General features: G+C 64.2%; 13 protein-coding genes. 6 read left to right on the top strand and 7 right to left on the bottom strand.

Annotated features, from left to right (window positions below; translation table 11 throughout):
- Positions 1–141: 141 nt before the first annotated feature.
- Together MB84_RS13525 and MB84_RS13530 are read right to left on the bottom strand one after the other, a co-directional pair.
- Positions 142–426, bottom strand: coding sequence for an acylphosphatase (locus MB84_RS13525; RefSeq protein ID WP_046292156.1), 285 nt, complete (start codon positions 424–426; stop codon positions 142–144).
- Positions 427–538: 112 nt separating this feature from the next.
- A complete protein-coding gene (locus tag MB84_RS13530) occupies positions 539–3,163 on the bottom strand; it encodes a PepSY domain-containing protein (RefSeq protein ID WP_046292157.1) in 2,625 nt (874 codons plus the stop codon).
- Positions 3,164–3,549: 386 nt separating this feature from the next.
- Here MB84_RS13530 and otsB point away from each other — a divergent pair, with 386 nt between their 5' ends.
- The 3 genes from otsB (at position 3,550) to MB84_RS13545 (ending at position 6,741) form a co-directional block, all read left to right on the top strand.
- Positions 3,550–4,425, top strand: a complete 876-nt coding sequence (gene otsB / locus MB84_RS13535; RefSeq protein ID WP_084009779.1) for a trehalose-phosphatase — start codon at positions 3,550–3,552, stop codon at positions 4,423–4,425.
- Entirely contained in the window at positions 4,422–5,840 is a 1,419-nt protein-coding gene (otsA, locus tag MB84_RS13540; protein ID WP_046292158.1) for an alpha,alpha-trehalose-phosphate synthase (UDP-forming), read from the top strand. Before otsB ends, otsA begins: the two co-directional genes overlap by 4 nt.
- An 82-nt stretch (positions 5,841–5,922) precedes the next feature.
- Complete coding sequence (locus tag MB84_RS13545) at positions 5,923–6,741, top strand: crotonase/enoyl-CoA hydratase family protein (RefSeq protein ID WP_046292159.1); 819 nt, start codon at positions 5,923–5,925, stop codon at positions 6,739–6,741.
- A gap of 39 nt (positions 6,742–6,780) precedes the next feature.
- Here the strand turns inward: MB84_RS13545 and MB84_RS13550 are convergent, their stop codons facing one another.
- The 5 genes from MB84_RS13550 to mltG form a co-directional block, all read right to left on the bottom strand.
- On the bottom strand, positions 6,781–7,455 hold the full coding sequence (locus MB84_RS13550) for an ankyrin repeat domain-containing protein (RefSeq protein ID WP_046292160.1): 675 nt from the start codon (positions 7,453–7,455) through the stop codon (positions 6,781–6,783).
- Positions 7,456–7,551: 96 nt separating this feature from the next.
- Complete coding sequence (locus tag MB84_RS13555) at positions 7,552–8,334, bottom strand: TatD family hydrolase (RefSeq protein ID WP_046293790.1); 783 nt, start codon at positions 8,332–8,334, stop codon at positions 7,552–7,554.
- A gap of 29 nt (positions 8,335–8,363) precedes the next feature.
- A complete protein-coding gene (holB, locus tag MB84_RS13560; RefSeq protein ID WP_046292161.1) occupies positions 8,364–9,404 on the bottom strand; it encodes a DNA polymerase III subunit delta' in 1,041 nt (346 codons plus the stop codon).
- Positions 9,405–9,601: 197 nt separating this feature from the next.
- Positions 9,602–10,264, bottom strand: coding sequence for a dTMP kinase (gene tmk, locus MB84_RS13565; protein WP_046292162.1), 663 nt, complete (start codon positions 10,262–10,264; stop codon positions 9,602–9,604).
- Positions 10,261–11,256, bottom strand: coding sequence for an endolytic transglycosylase MltG (gene mltG, locus MB84_RS13570; RefSeq protein ID WP_046292163.1), 996 nt, complete (start codon positions 11,254–11,256; stop codon positions 10,261–10,263). Before mltG ends, tmk begins: the two co-directional genes overlap by 4 nt.
- Positions 11,257–11,442: 186 nt before the next feature.
- On the opposite strand from mltG, the gene ygfZ reads away from it, so the two are divergent.
- The 3 genes from ygfZ to MB84_RS13585 are packed head-to-tail and all read left to right on the top strand — an operon-like array spanning position 11,443 to position 13,757.
- On the top strand, positions 11,443–12,579 hold the full coding sequence (gene ygfZ, locus MB84_RS13575; RefSeq protein ID WP_046292164.1) for a CAF17-like 4Fe-4S cluster assembly/insertion protein YgfZ: 1,137 nt from the start codon (positions 11,443–11,445) through the stop codon (positions 12,577–12,579).
- Between the two features lie 21 nt (positions 12,580–12,600).
- Positions 12,601–12,915, top strand: coding sequence for a DUF4936 family protein (locus tag MB84_RS13580; RefSeq protein ID WP_046292165.1), 315 nt, complete (start codon positions 12,601–12,603; stop codon positions 12,913–12,915).
- Positions 12,873–13,757 (top strand): NRDE family protein, encoded by an 885-nt coding sequence (locus MB84_RS13585; RefSeq protein WP_211279305.1) that lies wholly within the window; start codon positions 12,873–12,875, stop codon positions 13,755–13,757. The genes MB84_RS13580 and MB84_RS13585 overlap by 43 nt, the downstream gene beginning before the upstream one ends.
- The last annotated feature ends 224 nt before the right edge of the window (positions 13,758–13,981 follow it).

The raw sequence follows: 13,981 nt of genomic DNA on the forward strand, positions 1-13,981 counted from the left end.
GTTACGCGTCACGCATTGCGTCGCGGTCCTACCGCCCCGCCCTTGCTCGCCGTCACTCCAGACGTCGGGCGGTGGGGCACGCACCGCCAGCCCCCGTATTTCGCGTCCGCCCCGGGCCTCGCCGGGCGGCACGCAGCGGCCTCAGATGCTCGCGCGCTGCTCGAAGCCTTTGAGCGGCGACTCCGCCACCCACGCCTTGTCGACGTCACACGACGACACCTGCGCCCCTCTCGGCCCTGCTCGCATCCACTCGCACAGCGCCAGTAGCTGCGCGGCCTCGCCTTGCGCGATGGCTTCCACGGTACCGTCGCGACGATTTCGCACCCATCCCGCCAGACCCAGCCTGCGCGCCTCGACCACGCACGCCGCGCGGTACCCCACCCCCTGCACCAGCCCGTGCACCACGATTTGCCACGTTGCCGTCATTGCGCCTCCTGCCGTCCCGGATTCGTTCGATGGAGATCGATGGAAATCGAAGAAAAAAGGGCCCGATAACGATCGAGCCCTGTCACTACGTTAGCACACCACCGGTACACGTCTAATAGATGTCGCGGCGATAACGTCCCTGTGTCGAGAGGTCCAGCAGCGCGTCTGCGCCGATAGCCTCGGCCAGTGCCGCATCGACCGCTGGGGCCATGCCCGCGAGACTGCCGCAGACGTAGATCGAAGCGCCGTCAGCCACCCATTTCGCAATCTCTTGCGCCGACTGGCGAACGTGGTCCTGGACGTAGATCCGTTCCGCCTGATCGCGCGAATAGACGCGGTCCAGACGAGCGATACCGCCTTGCGCCTGCCACTCGCGCAGCGTCGCATCGTGAAATGCATCGTGACTCGCCTGACGTTCTCCGAAGATCAGCCAGTTGCGAACCTGTCCCTTCGCGATGCGGGCTGAGAGATGGGCGCGCAGCCCGGCCAGCCCGGTGCCATTGCCAATCAGAATCATGCCCTGCGCGTCAGCCGGGCCGTGGAAGCCCGGATTCGGGCGCACGCGCATCGTCACGCTATCGCCCAGCGCCAAGCCATCCGTCAGCCAGCCCGAGCCAAGCCCCAGCGAGCCATCGGGATTACGCGTCTGGCGCACGAGCAGCATCAGCTTGCCCTCCTCCTGCGTCGACGCAATCGAATACTCACGCTCGGGCAACGGTGCCAGACGTTCGAGCCAATCCTGCAAGTCGACGCCAGCGGGCGGTGCGGCGTTGGGCAGTACGCGCTCGCGCAACGCCTCACCCAGCAACGCCTCGCGCCCGGCGACGTTCACGCGGACATCCGACGCCCACACGCTGCCCGCGAGGAACGCGTCGATACGCGCGGCCGTATGGCGCGGCAGCACCTCGACCAGATCGCCCGCGACCCATTGCGCGCCTTCCGGCGGCGTGAACGCGAGATGGTACGCAGGCAAACCGGTGCTGCCCGGATTGAGCACTTCGCGCTCGGCAAGCGCCCAGGACGCGAAGCGCGGACCGTCGTCGGCCTTCGTAGCAACCAGCGGACGACCGAGCCATTCGCCCAGACGTTCCTGCCAACTCGCCCAGGCGCCCGGATCGCCACGGTCGACTTCAATCGGTTCGAACGCCGCCACACCGCCCTGCGCCCGCAGCCAGCCGTCGAGCTTGCGACCGAAACCGCAGAAGGTGTCGTAATGGCTGTCGCCCAGCGAGAGCATGGCAAAGCGCAGCTTGGGTAACGCCATTGCCTGATTCATCAGTTGTTGGGAGAAACGACGCGCGCTGTCGGGCGGCTCGCCGTCACCGAACGTGCTGACGATGAACAATGCGCGTTTGGCCGCGCCTAGCTGCGCCTGGCCGATGCGTGCCAGCGGCTGAATCTGAGCGGGCACGCTGGCCCCCTGCAACATACCGGCCGTCTGCCAGGCGAGGCCCTCGGCCACGCCGCTCTGGCTTGCGTATCCGATCAGCACGCCTTCGTCGGCGAACGAATCGCTGCTCGACGGTGCATTCGCACCCTTCGCACCCTTCACGCCATCGGCACCCTGCGCCGGGCGCGACGCCGCCAATCCACGCTTCTTCTTGCGACGGTCGAGATAGAGCATCCAGCCGGTGACGAAAAATACCGGCATCATCAGGCTCGACAGCATCATCACGACAATACCCACCGGCCCGAAGAAACTGCCACGATGCAGCGCGTAGATGCTCGTCATCAACTGGCCGCCGGTCGTCTTCTCTGCGTAGCGCTCCTCGTTGCGAATCGCGCCGGACGCCGGATCGATATCCATCCGGCTGAACGCACGCTCATGTGGCACGGCCTTGTCGAGCCACGTCATTTGCAACGGGCCACCCGCCTTTTGCGACGGACGCAGATAGACCTTCGTGTAGTCGGGCACGCGCGTGATGAAGGCGACCCACGCGGTGCTCATGTCGTGCGCAGAGGTCGACGCCAGATCCGGCAGCGCCGTCTTGCGCTCGCCCTTGGCATTCGCGTCGCCCTGCTTCGCCATCCTGGGTTTTTCGGGCGGCTTGTTCCGTACAGGCTGTTGGACGCCAGCCATCGAGAACAGCATGCCGCGCCACCAGTCATACGACCAGTACAGTCCCGTCGTCGCCGACAAGAGATATGGCACCAGCACCACCGTGCCGATCACGGCGTGCAGATTCCACAGGAACGGACGTCCCTGTTTCTTGAAGTCGATGTGAAACCATGCGCGCCAGCTACCGATCCGGCGCGGCCAGCGCAGATACAAACCGCTCGCCGCGAGCAGGAACAGCAGCAGCGTTGCCGCCCCCGTGATCTGCTTGCCGATGCCGTCCACCGTCAGGAAACGGTGGATGTCCATGATGAAGCGGAAGACGACATCGGCCTGCGAGCGACCGAGCATTTGTCCGGTGTACGGGTCGACGAAATAGGTCTCGCCGCGCGTGCCGTCACCGATAGAGAGCCGTACACCCACGGCGTCCTCCGGATTGCGCATCACCGTCATCAACAAAATACGGCGATCCGGCACGGCCTGATGCACCCGTGCCATCAGATCGGGAACGGACAAAGGCGCGGTGTCGCGCACAGCCACGGTCATGACACCCGGGCTGAACGCGCGGGTGAGCTCCTCGTAATAGGAGAGCAGTGCGCCGGTCAGGCCAACGACCGCCAGCACCAGACCGGCCGTAATGCCGAAGAACCAGTGCAGTTGAAACCACAGTCTTTTCATCATTGTTGTCGTCCGACGCACGTCCGTGCGACGGGGGTGGCGCGTGCGTGGCAGGTGTGCCGTACCGCATTTCCCGGATGGAGCACTATGCGGCAATTATCGAATGTTATTGCAAACGATTCTCATATTCAATACCTACTTGCCTTTCTTTGTCTTGAGAATGTCGCCCAACGTCTCCCTCGCCCTCGTAGGCGTCATCCGACAGGAATTTCATAGAACGGACGACGCCTTGTCGCTTTTTGAGCGGTTAGGATGAATACATCCCGCGCGGATATCCGCGCTCCGCCCTTCAATATCGCCGCACGTCACGCCTCGTCTGCCCAATCCCTAGCCCTTTTGCTGGCCCTGGAACGACCTGTCGACTTGCGGCACGACAGCGACGGAGAGCCATGCAACGCACTACGTCTTCCCCGCCCGTCACCGATGTGACGCCAAAGGCCCCCTCGTCGGCGACGTCTGCTACCGCGTTCGCCGCCAGTCCGCCTGCGCAGCATGCCGTCAACGTTGCCACAGTGGCATTCTTCTTCGATCTGGACGGCACGCTGGCACCGCTGGCGGCGCGTCCCGACGCGGTCAAACTGCCGCGCGACACCGCCCGAGTGCTGGCCCGCCTGTTTGAACGCACAAATGGTGCGATCGCGGTCGTGTCGGGGCGCGCCATCGACGACATCGACGGCCTGCTCGCCCCGCTGCGCGTGCCGGCCGCCGGGCTGCACGGCGCGGAGATTCGTCACGCGCACGGCGGGCTGGTGCGTGCCGAAGGCCACGCCGCCGACACCGAAAGCGTCGCCGCCATGGCCGCCCCGCTGCAAGCGCTGGTCGCGCAGCATCCGGGGCTGTTGCTTGAGAACAAGGGCTGTGCACTCGCGTTGCACTATCGCGGCGCGCCCGAACTGGCAGGCGTGGCGCGCGACACCATGCGCTCGCTGGCCGATCTGCACGCCGACAGGTTCTCGCTACAGCCGGGCAAGCTGGTCTTCGAACTGCGCCCGCGCAACGTGAGCAAAGGCCGCGCCATTTCGACACTTCTGAACGAGGCCCCGTTTGCGGGTCGAACGCCGCTGTTTGCCGGTGACGACCTCACCGACGAGGCCGGTTTTGCCGACGTGAATGCGCTGGGTGGCATCACGATCAAGATTGGGGACGGAGAGTCCTGCGCGCACTACCGGCTGCCTTCGCCGGAGGCGCTCACCGCCTGGCTGCTCACGCTGCATGGCGACACCTCCCCGGCCCCGCCTCAACCCTCTCAGGAGACAGACGCATGAGTCGCTTAGTCATCGTATCGAACCGGGTCGCGCCCATGACCGAGGGCAAGCCCACCGCCGGCGGTCTGGCCATCGGCGTGTTCGACGCGCTCAAGGACACCGGAGGCATGTGGTTCGGCTGGAACGGCGAGATCGACTCGCAGCCCGCCACTGCCCCCGAGATCGCGCATCGCAACAACGTCACCTTCGCCACCGTGCCGCTCACCCGCCGCGACTACAACACCTACTATCGCGGCTTCTCCAATGCGACCCTGTGGCCGACGTTTCATTACCGCGACGACCTCACACGCTTTCAACGCGACGATTACAACGGCTATCGCCACGTCAACGCGCGCTTCGCCGCACTGCTCGCCCCATTGCTCAAAGACGACGATCTCATCTGGGTACACGACTATCACCTGCTGCCCTTCGCGCAGGCGTGCCGCCAGATCGGGCTGCGCCAGCGGCTGGGATTCTTTCTTCATATTCCATTCCCGTCGCCCCAAGTCCTGATGACGGTGCCGCCACATGAAGCGCTCGTGCGCGCCATGTGCGAATACGATCTGGTCGGCTTCCAGACCGAGACGGACCGTACGGCGTTTACCGACTATCTGGTCCGGCTCGCCGGCGCCACGCTCAACAGCGATGGCACGATCACCGCTTACGAGCGCACCTTCCGCACGGGCGTTTATCCGATCGGCGTGTATCCGGACGAGATCCAGAAACAGGCAACTGCCCGCGCGACCGTCAAGCACATCCTCGACCTGAAGCAAGGACTGCAGGAACGCAAGCTCATCATGAGCGTGGATCGTCTGGATTATTCGAAGGGGATGCTGGAACGCTTTCGCGCTTTCGAGCGATTGCTGGAGCTGTGGCCGAATCAGCAAGGGACTGTGAGCTTCGTTCAGGTAGCGCCGCCGAGCCGCTCCGACGTGGCGGGGTACGGCGAAATCCGGCGTCAGCTGGAGACCGAAGCCGGTCATATCAACGGCCGATTCTCGGACCTGGCGTGGACGCCGCTGCGCTACATCAACAAGCGCTACGATCACGAAGTACTGATGTCGTTTTTCCGCGCGTCGCAGGTGGGATACGTCACACCGTTGCGTGACGGCATGAACCTCGTCGCGAAGGAATACGTCGCCTCACAGGACCCGGCCGATCCCGGCGTGCTGGTGCTTTCGTGTTTTGCAGGGGCGGCACAGGAACTCGACGGCGCACTGATCGTGAATCCCTATGACATCGACGGCATGGCCGAAGCCCTGCGCTCGGCGCTGAACATGTCGCTGTCAGAGCGTCAATCGCGTCACGAGAGCATGATGAGTACCTTGCGCGAGCACAACCTGTCGACGTGGCGTGACCGTTTCATTACCGATCTGCGCGCGCCGACGGCCGCGACACCGGCCTTGTTGCGCTGCGCCCAACCCGCCGCGGCCTGACTGCCAGTCTTGCATCGGTCCGACACATGCGGGCCGGCGAGAACGCAGGACGGTCGTGGACGACGCCTTCAGGAGGCATGCCATGCGCCAACGGAGTCACACCTCTGATCCTGCCGACACCCCGTGCGTCGAAGTCGAGAAAGACGGGCCGGTGACGCTCGTCACGCTTGCGCGTCCGGCCCGTCGCAATGCCGTCGACCGCCGCATGGCGACGGCGTTGCGCGACGCGCTGCTCGCCTTCGAACAGGACGAGAAAGCGAGCGTGGCGGTGCTTTGCGGCAAGGGGGCATCGTTCTGCGCCGGGGCCGATCTTTCGGCCTTCGACGATCCCGAGCGCCGCAACGACGTCACCCCCGACGGCAGTGGCGACGGCCCGATGGGCCTTACGCGACGACATCTGGACAAGCCCGTGATTGCGGCCGTCACCGGTCATGCTGTGGCGGGCGGACTGGAATTGGCGTTGTGGTGCGACCTGCGCGTCGCGGACGACTCGGCTACGTTCGGCGTCTTCTGCCGACGCTTCGGGGTACCGCTGATCGATGGGGGAACGGTTCGTCTGCCGCGCTTGATCGGCATGAGCCGGGCACTCGACATGATTCTGACCGGCCGCGCGGTGGGCGCGCAGGAGGCATTCGAGATCGGGCTGATTAACCGGCTGGTGCCGGAAGGCATGGCGTGTCAGGGCGCGCTTGCGTTGGCACATCAGCTCGCCGAGTTACCGCAAGGCGCGCTGCGCGCCGACCGCCGGGCGGCCTACGCACAGTGGGATATACCGCTGGACGCAGCGCTGCGTCAGGAGGGGGCCGCCGGACACGACGTCGTCTTCTCGGAAGGCGTCGCGGGCGCCCGTGCGTTTCTGGCCGGGGCGGGCAGGCACGGTGCGCCGCGCGAGACGCCTTAATTCTGGCGCCAGTAGGTATAGCAATCGCCCCTTGGTGCCCTATCGGGCCGGTGCGGTGAGCGGCGGCAGTTGCGCCAGCCGCTTGCTCAGGCCGTCTGCAATTTCCTTCTGATTGGCCTGCTTCGCAAAGTCGATGGCCGTCATCTTCAACTGGTTCGCAAGACGAACGTCCGCCCCACCGTCGAGCAACACCTTGCACGTGCTGATGTGGCCGCCGCGCGCCGCCATCATGAGCGGCGTCGTACCGTTCGGCGATTCCGCATCGACATAAGCCGACGCATCGAGCAGCAGTTGCACGATGTCGTCATGACCGTTCGTGGCCGCGTAGTGCAGCGGCGCCCAGCCCTTCTTGTTGACTTCGGCGTCCTTGTCGATCAGGAGCTTCACCATCGGCGTGAGGCCTTGCAGCGACGCGATCATCATGGCGTTCTCGCCCGCGCGGTTCGTGGCATCCAGATCGGTGCGCTTGTCTTCGATGAGCAATTTGGCGACGCCAACGGACTTTTCGCGCATTGCAATCACCAGCAGCGGATCGCCCTTCTCGTCGCGCGTGTTCGGATCGACACCGGCCTTGAGCGCCTGTTGCACGGCCTTGGTGTCGTCGAACACCACCGCTTTGATCAACGACGTGTTGGAGGTCGCGGCCGTAGCACATGCCGTCAACCACAACACGCTCAGCAGCGTGAAGACGTGGATCACTGAAAATTTACGCATCGGGGGCTCCTGTCGGTCGTCCGGGAAGGTCGATTAAAAGCGTCGGCAAAAACGTCGACGAAAAACGTCGGTTCGAAAGCTACGCGCGATGCGAGTTCAATGCTTCGCCGTGGCAAAGAGGCGGAAGAAGTTCTCGCTTGTCGCCTCGGCGATCTTCTGCAACGGCTCGCCGCGCAAGTCCGCGATGAATTCCGCCACATGTCGCACATAACCCGGCTGATTGAGCTTGCCGCGATACGGCACCGGCGCGAGATAGGGCGAATCCGTTTCGATCAGCATGCGATCGAGCGGCACGCGACGCGCAACGTCCTGCAAATCGCGCGCGCTCTTGAAGGTGACGATGCCCGAAAACGAGATGTAAAAGTTCTGGTCGAGCGCACCCTTCGCGACATCCCAGCTCTCGGTAAAGCAGTGCATCACGCCTGCTGGCTCGCCAGCCTCTTCTTCGCGCATCAGGCGCAGCGTATCGTCTGCGGCCGAACGGGTATGAATGATCAGCGGCTTGCCCGTCGCGCGTGCGGCGCGGATGTGCGTACGAAACCGCGCTCGCTGCCATTCCATGTCTTCGATGCTGCGGCCTTCCAGCCGGTAGTAGTCGAGGCCGGTTTCCCCGATGGCGACGACTTTCGGTGTGGCCGCGAGACGCACGAGATCGTCGACGCTCGGCTCGGGGGTATCCTCATAGTCGGGATGGACGCCCACGGAGGCATAGACATTCTCATGCTGCGCCGCGATCTCCAGTACCTGCGGCAACGTCGGCAGATCGACCGAGACACACAGCGCATGGCTGACCTTGTTCTCGCGCATACGGGCGAGCAAGTCCGGCATCTGCTCGGCCAGCTCCGGGAAATTGATGTGACAGTGCGAATCGATGAACATGATGTGCGATCGGTTGCCGGTGATCTGCATCAAAGCGATGCAGGTCCCCCGAACAACTGTTTGTATTGCAGGAAAAGCGCTTCGAGCAGCACGCGCGTATTGAGCGGGTGATTCTGCACCTGACGCTGTTGCGCCAGTTCGCGCAGGAAGCCAAGCAGACGGACGTCGTCGGTCGCATCGCCGCAGCGACGCAACGCCTGTGCCTGCGCCGGGAAGAAGCGAACGGCACCGGCCATGCGCTCGGCGAGTACGTCGAAACACCAGCGTTGCAACGTCTCCAGAACGCCTGGCAAGCTGCCCTTGTGCAGTTGTTCGGCGCAGGCGAAAGCGTCAATGGCGCCGCCTTGCGCGAGTTGTCCCAGCAGCCAGTCGCGCCAGCCACGCTCGTCGGGCTCGGCCAGCGCGCGCGCGGCCAGCGGAGCGCCGCCAGCTTCCGCAAGCACGGCAGTGGCCGTGGTTGCATTAAGGCCAGCTTCGCCCATCAGCCATTGCGTGGCCTGTGCGTCGTCGGGACGCGTGAGCACCAGTCGGCGGCAGCGCGACAGAATCGTCGGCAGCAGGCGGTCGGGTTGCGTCGTCACCAGCAGGAACACGACACCTTCGGGCGGCTCTTCCAGCGTTTTGAGCAAGGCGTTCGCCGCGTGCACGTTAAGCGACTCGGCCGGAAACAGCAACACGACACGACGCCCCTGACGATGCGAACCAAGGCTCGCGAAGTCGATGACCTCACGCACCTGTTCGATCTTGATTTCCTTACTCGGCGTTTTCGTTTTCTTGTCGCCATCGGCCTCTGCCCGCGCGTCTGCGCCGGGGAGCGTGTCTGCCAGCGCTTCAGGGCAAATTACGCGGAAGTCCGGATGATTGCCGCTAACGAACCACTGGCATGCGCCGCAAGTGCCGCACGGAAGGTGGTCGGCACGCGGCGATTCGCACAGCAGGCCCTGCGCAAACGTCCGCGCAAGCGCGACTTCGCCAATGCCCGGCACCGCCTGCAGCAGCAAGGCGTGTGGCATCTGGGTTCGAAGGTCGTTAAGGCGTGTCCAGTCCTCTGACTGCCACGGATACAGCATGTGGGCTCCTTGGCCGGATGTTGCAGATGTTTCGGATGCTGCATTGGCGCTTCGACCGACGCCCGTGTCTGTGGGCGGAAATCGCTATGTGCCCAACGTCAGCCATCGACGTGGATATCCGAATTATGCGCGCGTCGGGGAAAACCGGATGAAGTCCATCACTTCCCGCAACCGCGCCTGGTGTTGCCTGATGTTGCTTAGTGTCCCGGCAATCCCAGCCTTGCGAATACGTCGGCGAGTTGTCCGGCAATGGCGTCGATGCTCTGCGCTGCGTCGATCAGTACGATGCGCCCGCCCGATTCCTCTGCACGACGCAGGTACTCCTCGCGCACCCGGGTGAAAAATGCGGCCGACTCGCGTTCGAACTTGTCGGGCGCGCGGGCGCCGGCCAGTCGTGCGGCGGCAATTGCCGGATCGAGGTCGAACAGAATCGTCAGATCGGGCTGGCGCGTACCCTGCACCCAGCGCTCAAGAATCGACAGCTTGTCGCGCGACAGGCCACGCCCGCCGCCCTGATACGCAAACGTCGCATCGGTAAAACGATCGGAGACGACCCAGTCACCGCGTGCGAGCGCGGGCTCGATCACCTTCACCAGATGTTCGCGGCGCCCCGCAAACATCAGGAGCGCTTCGGTTTCGATATCCATCGACTCGTCGAGCACGAGCTTGCGCAGCGCTTCGCCCAGTGGCGTGCCCCCCGGCTCGCGCGTCGCCACCACGTCACGACCGACGGTGGCGAGGCCCTGGCGCAGTGCGACGACAAAGGCGTTCACATGCGTGCTCTTGCCCGCGCCGTCGATGCCCTCGAAAGTCACGAACTTGCCCGACACCGCGGCCGGTGCGTTCGGGGATTGCGTCATTGCTCACCTCGCTGATATTTGTCCACGGCGCGATTGTGCTCCTGGAGATTGGTCGAGAAGTGGCTCGTACCGTCGCCGCGCGCCACGAAGTACAGGGCATCGGTCGGCGCAGGGTTGAGCGACGCCGCCAGCGACGCTACGCCCGGCAGCGCAATCGGCGTCGGCGGCAGGCCGGCGCGCGTGTAAGTGTTGTACGGCGTATCCGTTTGCAGATCGCGCTTGCGCAGACGTCCCGTGTAAAGATCGCCCATGCCGTAGATCACCGTCGGGTCGGTCTGCAGCAACATGCGCTTGCGCAGCCGGTTGACGAACACCGCCGCCACTTGCCCGCGCTCCACGGCCTGCCCCGTCTCCTTCTCGACGAGAGAGGCCATGATAAGCGCCTCATACGGCGTGGCGTACGGCAAGCCCGGTGCGCGCGACGCCCAGGCTTCGTCCAGACGCTTCTGCATCAGGCGATAAGCGCGCTTGTAAATATCGACATCGCTGGTGCCTTTCGGAAAAAGGTATGTGTCGGGGAAGAACATGCCCTCGGCTTCCGCGCGATCTGCGCCCACGAGTTGCATCAGGTCGGCGTCGGGCAGCCCGGCCGTGTCGTGACGCAATGCCGGGTTGGCATCGATCTCGGAGCGCATCTTCTTGAAGGTCCAGCCCTCGATGATCGTCACCACGTATTGATTGACGTCGCCGCGTGCAAGCTTGTCCATGACCTCCACGGGCGTGATGCCGGTCGCGAACTCGTAGTTGCCCGACTTGAGCTTGGTACCCACGTCCAGCACGCGGGCGAGCAGATTGAACAGCAGCGGATGCACCGGAACGCCGCCCGAACGCAACTGCGTGGCGACGCTGCGCACCGAGCTGTAAGGCTTAATCGTGACGTCCAGCGTCGGCTTGCCCAATTGCAGCGGCGCTTGTGCCCAATTATAGAAAGCGCCGCCGGCCGCCAGTGCCGCGACGATCAACAGGACAAACAGACGTTTGATGAAGTACATGAATTGCAGGATAAGTCGCGCGATGACGACAGCGGGTTCGGGGGACTCATCTGCCGGGCGCGCGTGGCGGCAACGGTGTCGGGCGGCGCATTTTGCACGTCGAACCGGGCTCGCACGTCCTGGCGGAAGACCCAATATAATACTTTGACTTGCCGAACCCTCACAGATTGACAGGCACTTTCGTTTATGACCTCCACATGGCGTGATCTTCTGCCGCAAGCGGCAGCCGCTTCTCTTTCCGATATTTCGCCCGATGCACGCGCCGCACAGTTCGATGCGTTGCGCTCGGGCAACTTCGTCGCGCTGGCGAGCGACACAGGCCTCATCGCAGTGAACGGCGCCGACGCGGCCGCGTTTCTGCACGGCCAGTTGACCAGCGACGTCGAACGTCTGTCGCCGGTGCAGGCACGTCTGGCGGGCTATTGCTCGGCCAAGGGACGCCTGCTCGCCACCTTCCTGATGTGGCGCGACACGTCGCCCGAAGCCACCATTTATCTCGCCAGCGACGCCGCCGTGCAGGCGGCCGTTCAGAAACGTCTGTCGATGTTCGTGCTGCGCGCGAAAGCGAAACTGACGGACGGCACCACCACGCATGTCCTGCTGCAAGTCGGTGGCCCGGCCGTTGAGGCCGTGCTGTCGCGCACGTTCGCCTCGCTGCCCGCCACAGCGATGGCAGCCACGCATGCCACCATGGGCGATGCTCCGGGCAACGGCACCAGTCTGATTCGTCTACCCGACGCCGGTACGGCCCGCTCGCTCTCCCGCTTCCTTTGGAGCGTGCCGGTCGCGCAAGCCGCCGCAGTCTGGGACTCGCTTGTCGGCACGCACGGCGTGGTCGCCGTCGAGCCGACGCTCGCCGCCTGGCTCGACGTGCACAGCGGCGTGGCCCGTGTCACTACGGCAACGCAAGAGCAGTTCGTGCCGCAGATGATCAACTGGGAAGTCGTTGGTGGCGTGAACTTCCGCAAGGGTTGCTACCCGGGGCAGGAAGTCGTCGCACGCAGCCAGTATCGCGGCACGATCAAGCGCCGGCTCCATCTGGCCCATGTCGACGGCGTGCTGCCGGTGCCGGGACAGGAACTGGTCGAGACGAGCGATCCCGAGCAGCCGTGCGGCATGGTCGTGCAGGCTGCACCGGCACCGAATGGCGGTTATGACGTCCTTGTCGAGCTGAAACTCACCGCACGCGAGGCCGACGATGTCCGCCTTGGCACGGTCGACGGCCCGGCGCTGGCGTTCGGCGAGCTGCCTTACGAGATCATCGATCCGACGCAAGCGCCAGCATCGTCGGCGTCGTCGGCTTCCTCGGCCGCTGCATCCTGAGTGGGCGCACGACCCGCGCCGATGGACTGTTACGTCTATTACCGTGTCTCGACAGCGCAGACCGACGCCGCCCGTGACGCTGTCGCCCGTCTGTTTGCCTTGACGGCCGGGCGCTTCGGCGTTTTCGGCCGCATTCAATGGCGCGCCGACGTCTCGGCCAACGACGTCGCCTTGGGCGGCACGACCTGGATGGAGCGTTACGACGACGTCGATGCGGCCTTCATCGAGGTGCTGCCGCAATTGGTCGTCGAATCCGGACTGGCGTCACTGCTCGAAGGCGAACGCCACGTCGAATGCTTCGTCGATATCCCGACGCCTGCCTCGCCATGTGCCTGATCGTCTTCTCCTGGCAGCCCGATGCCGCCACGCCGCTGGTCGTTCTTGCCAACCGTGACGAGTTCTTCGAACGGCCTGCCGAGCCTTTGCATTGGTGGCTGGATCGTCCCGACATCCTCGCCGGGCGCGACCTGCGCGGCGGCGGAACGTGGATGGGGGTCAATCGCGCGGGGCGCTTCGCGGCGCTGACCAACTTCCGCGACGGCCGGGCACCGATGGCGCCGAAGGACACGCCGTCGCGCGGCTTGCTCGTGTCCGCCATGCTCGACGCCACGCCGTTCGACGACGATCTCGCACGCGTCGAAAAGCATGCCCACGAATACGCGGGCTTCAACCTGCTTGCCGGCGATTTGCCTGCGGGCAAGTTGTATTGGTTGGGGAATCGGGAAACGCACGACAGCGAACCGACACGGCTCCCGGTCGCACATCCGATCACCCCTGGCCTTCACGGACTGTCGAACGCACTTCTCGACACGCCATGGCCGAAACTGGTGAGTCGGCGCGAGGCGTTCGGTGGCGCATTGCACGATGCGGCTGACGCCACCACACTGCTACGGATCATGCGCGACCCGACCGAAGCACCGGACGACAGACTGCCTGAGACGGGCGTTTCGCGCGCGTGGGAACGCTCCCTCTCCGCTGCGTTCATTGCGTCCCCGGCCTACGGCACGAGATGCACAACGCTGCTTCGTTACCATCGTGACGGCCTGATAGAAGTATCCGAGGCCACCGTCTCCCCCGGACAGCCGCCGGACATCGTGTCCGATCGACGCGAGTTTTCGTTCACCGTACCCGCCATCGACATCCCCCCCGTCAGCGGTTCACCTTTATTGCATCCCTAATAGCGAATCACGGCACGCGTTCTCAAGTTGACCGATCAATCTAAGAAACACAATTTACGGTCATCTTTTTACGCGCTTTGCTCGCGCTTTACCGCGTCTTTCCGTTCGCAATGCAAGATTTGCCGGGCGTGTCACTTGGGATTTTTCTGCTTTCCAGCAAAAACACCACATTCTTCATCAAGCACACCTTTCCGCGCCTTACATTTGGCTATAATTGCACGCCA

The organism is Pandoraea oxalativorans (assembly GCF_000972785.3).
Lineage (GTDB): Bacteria > Pseudomonadota > Gammaproteobacteria > Burkholderiales > Burkholderiaceae > Pandoraea > Pandoraea oxalativorans.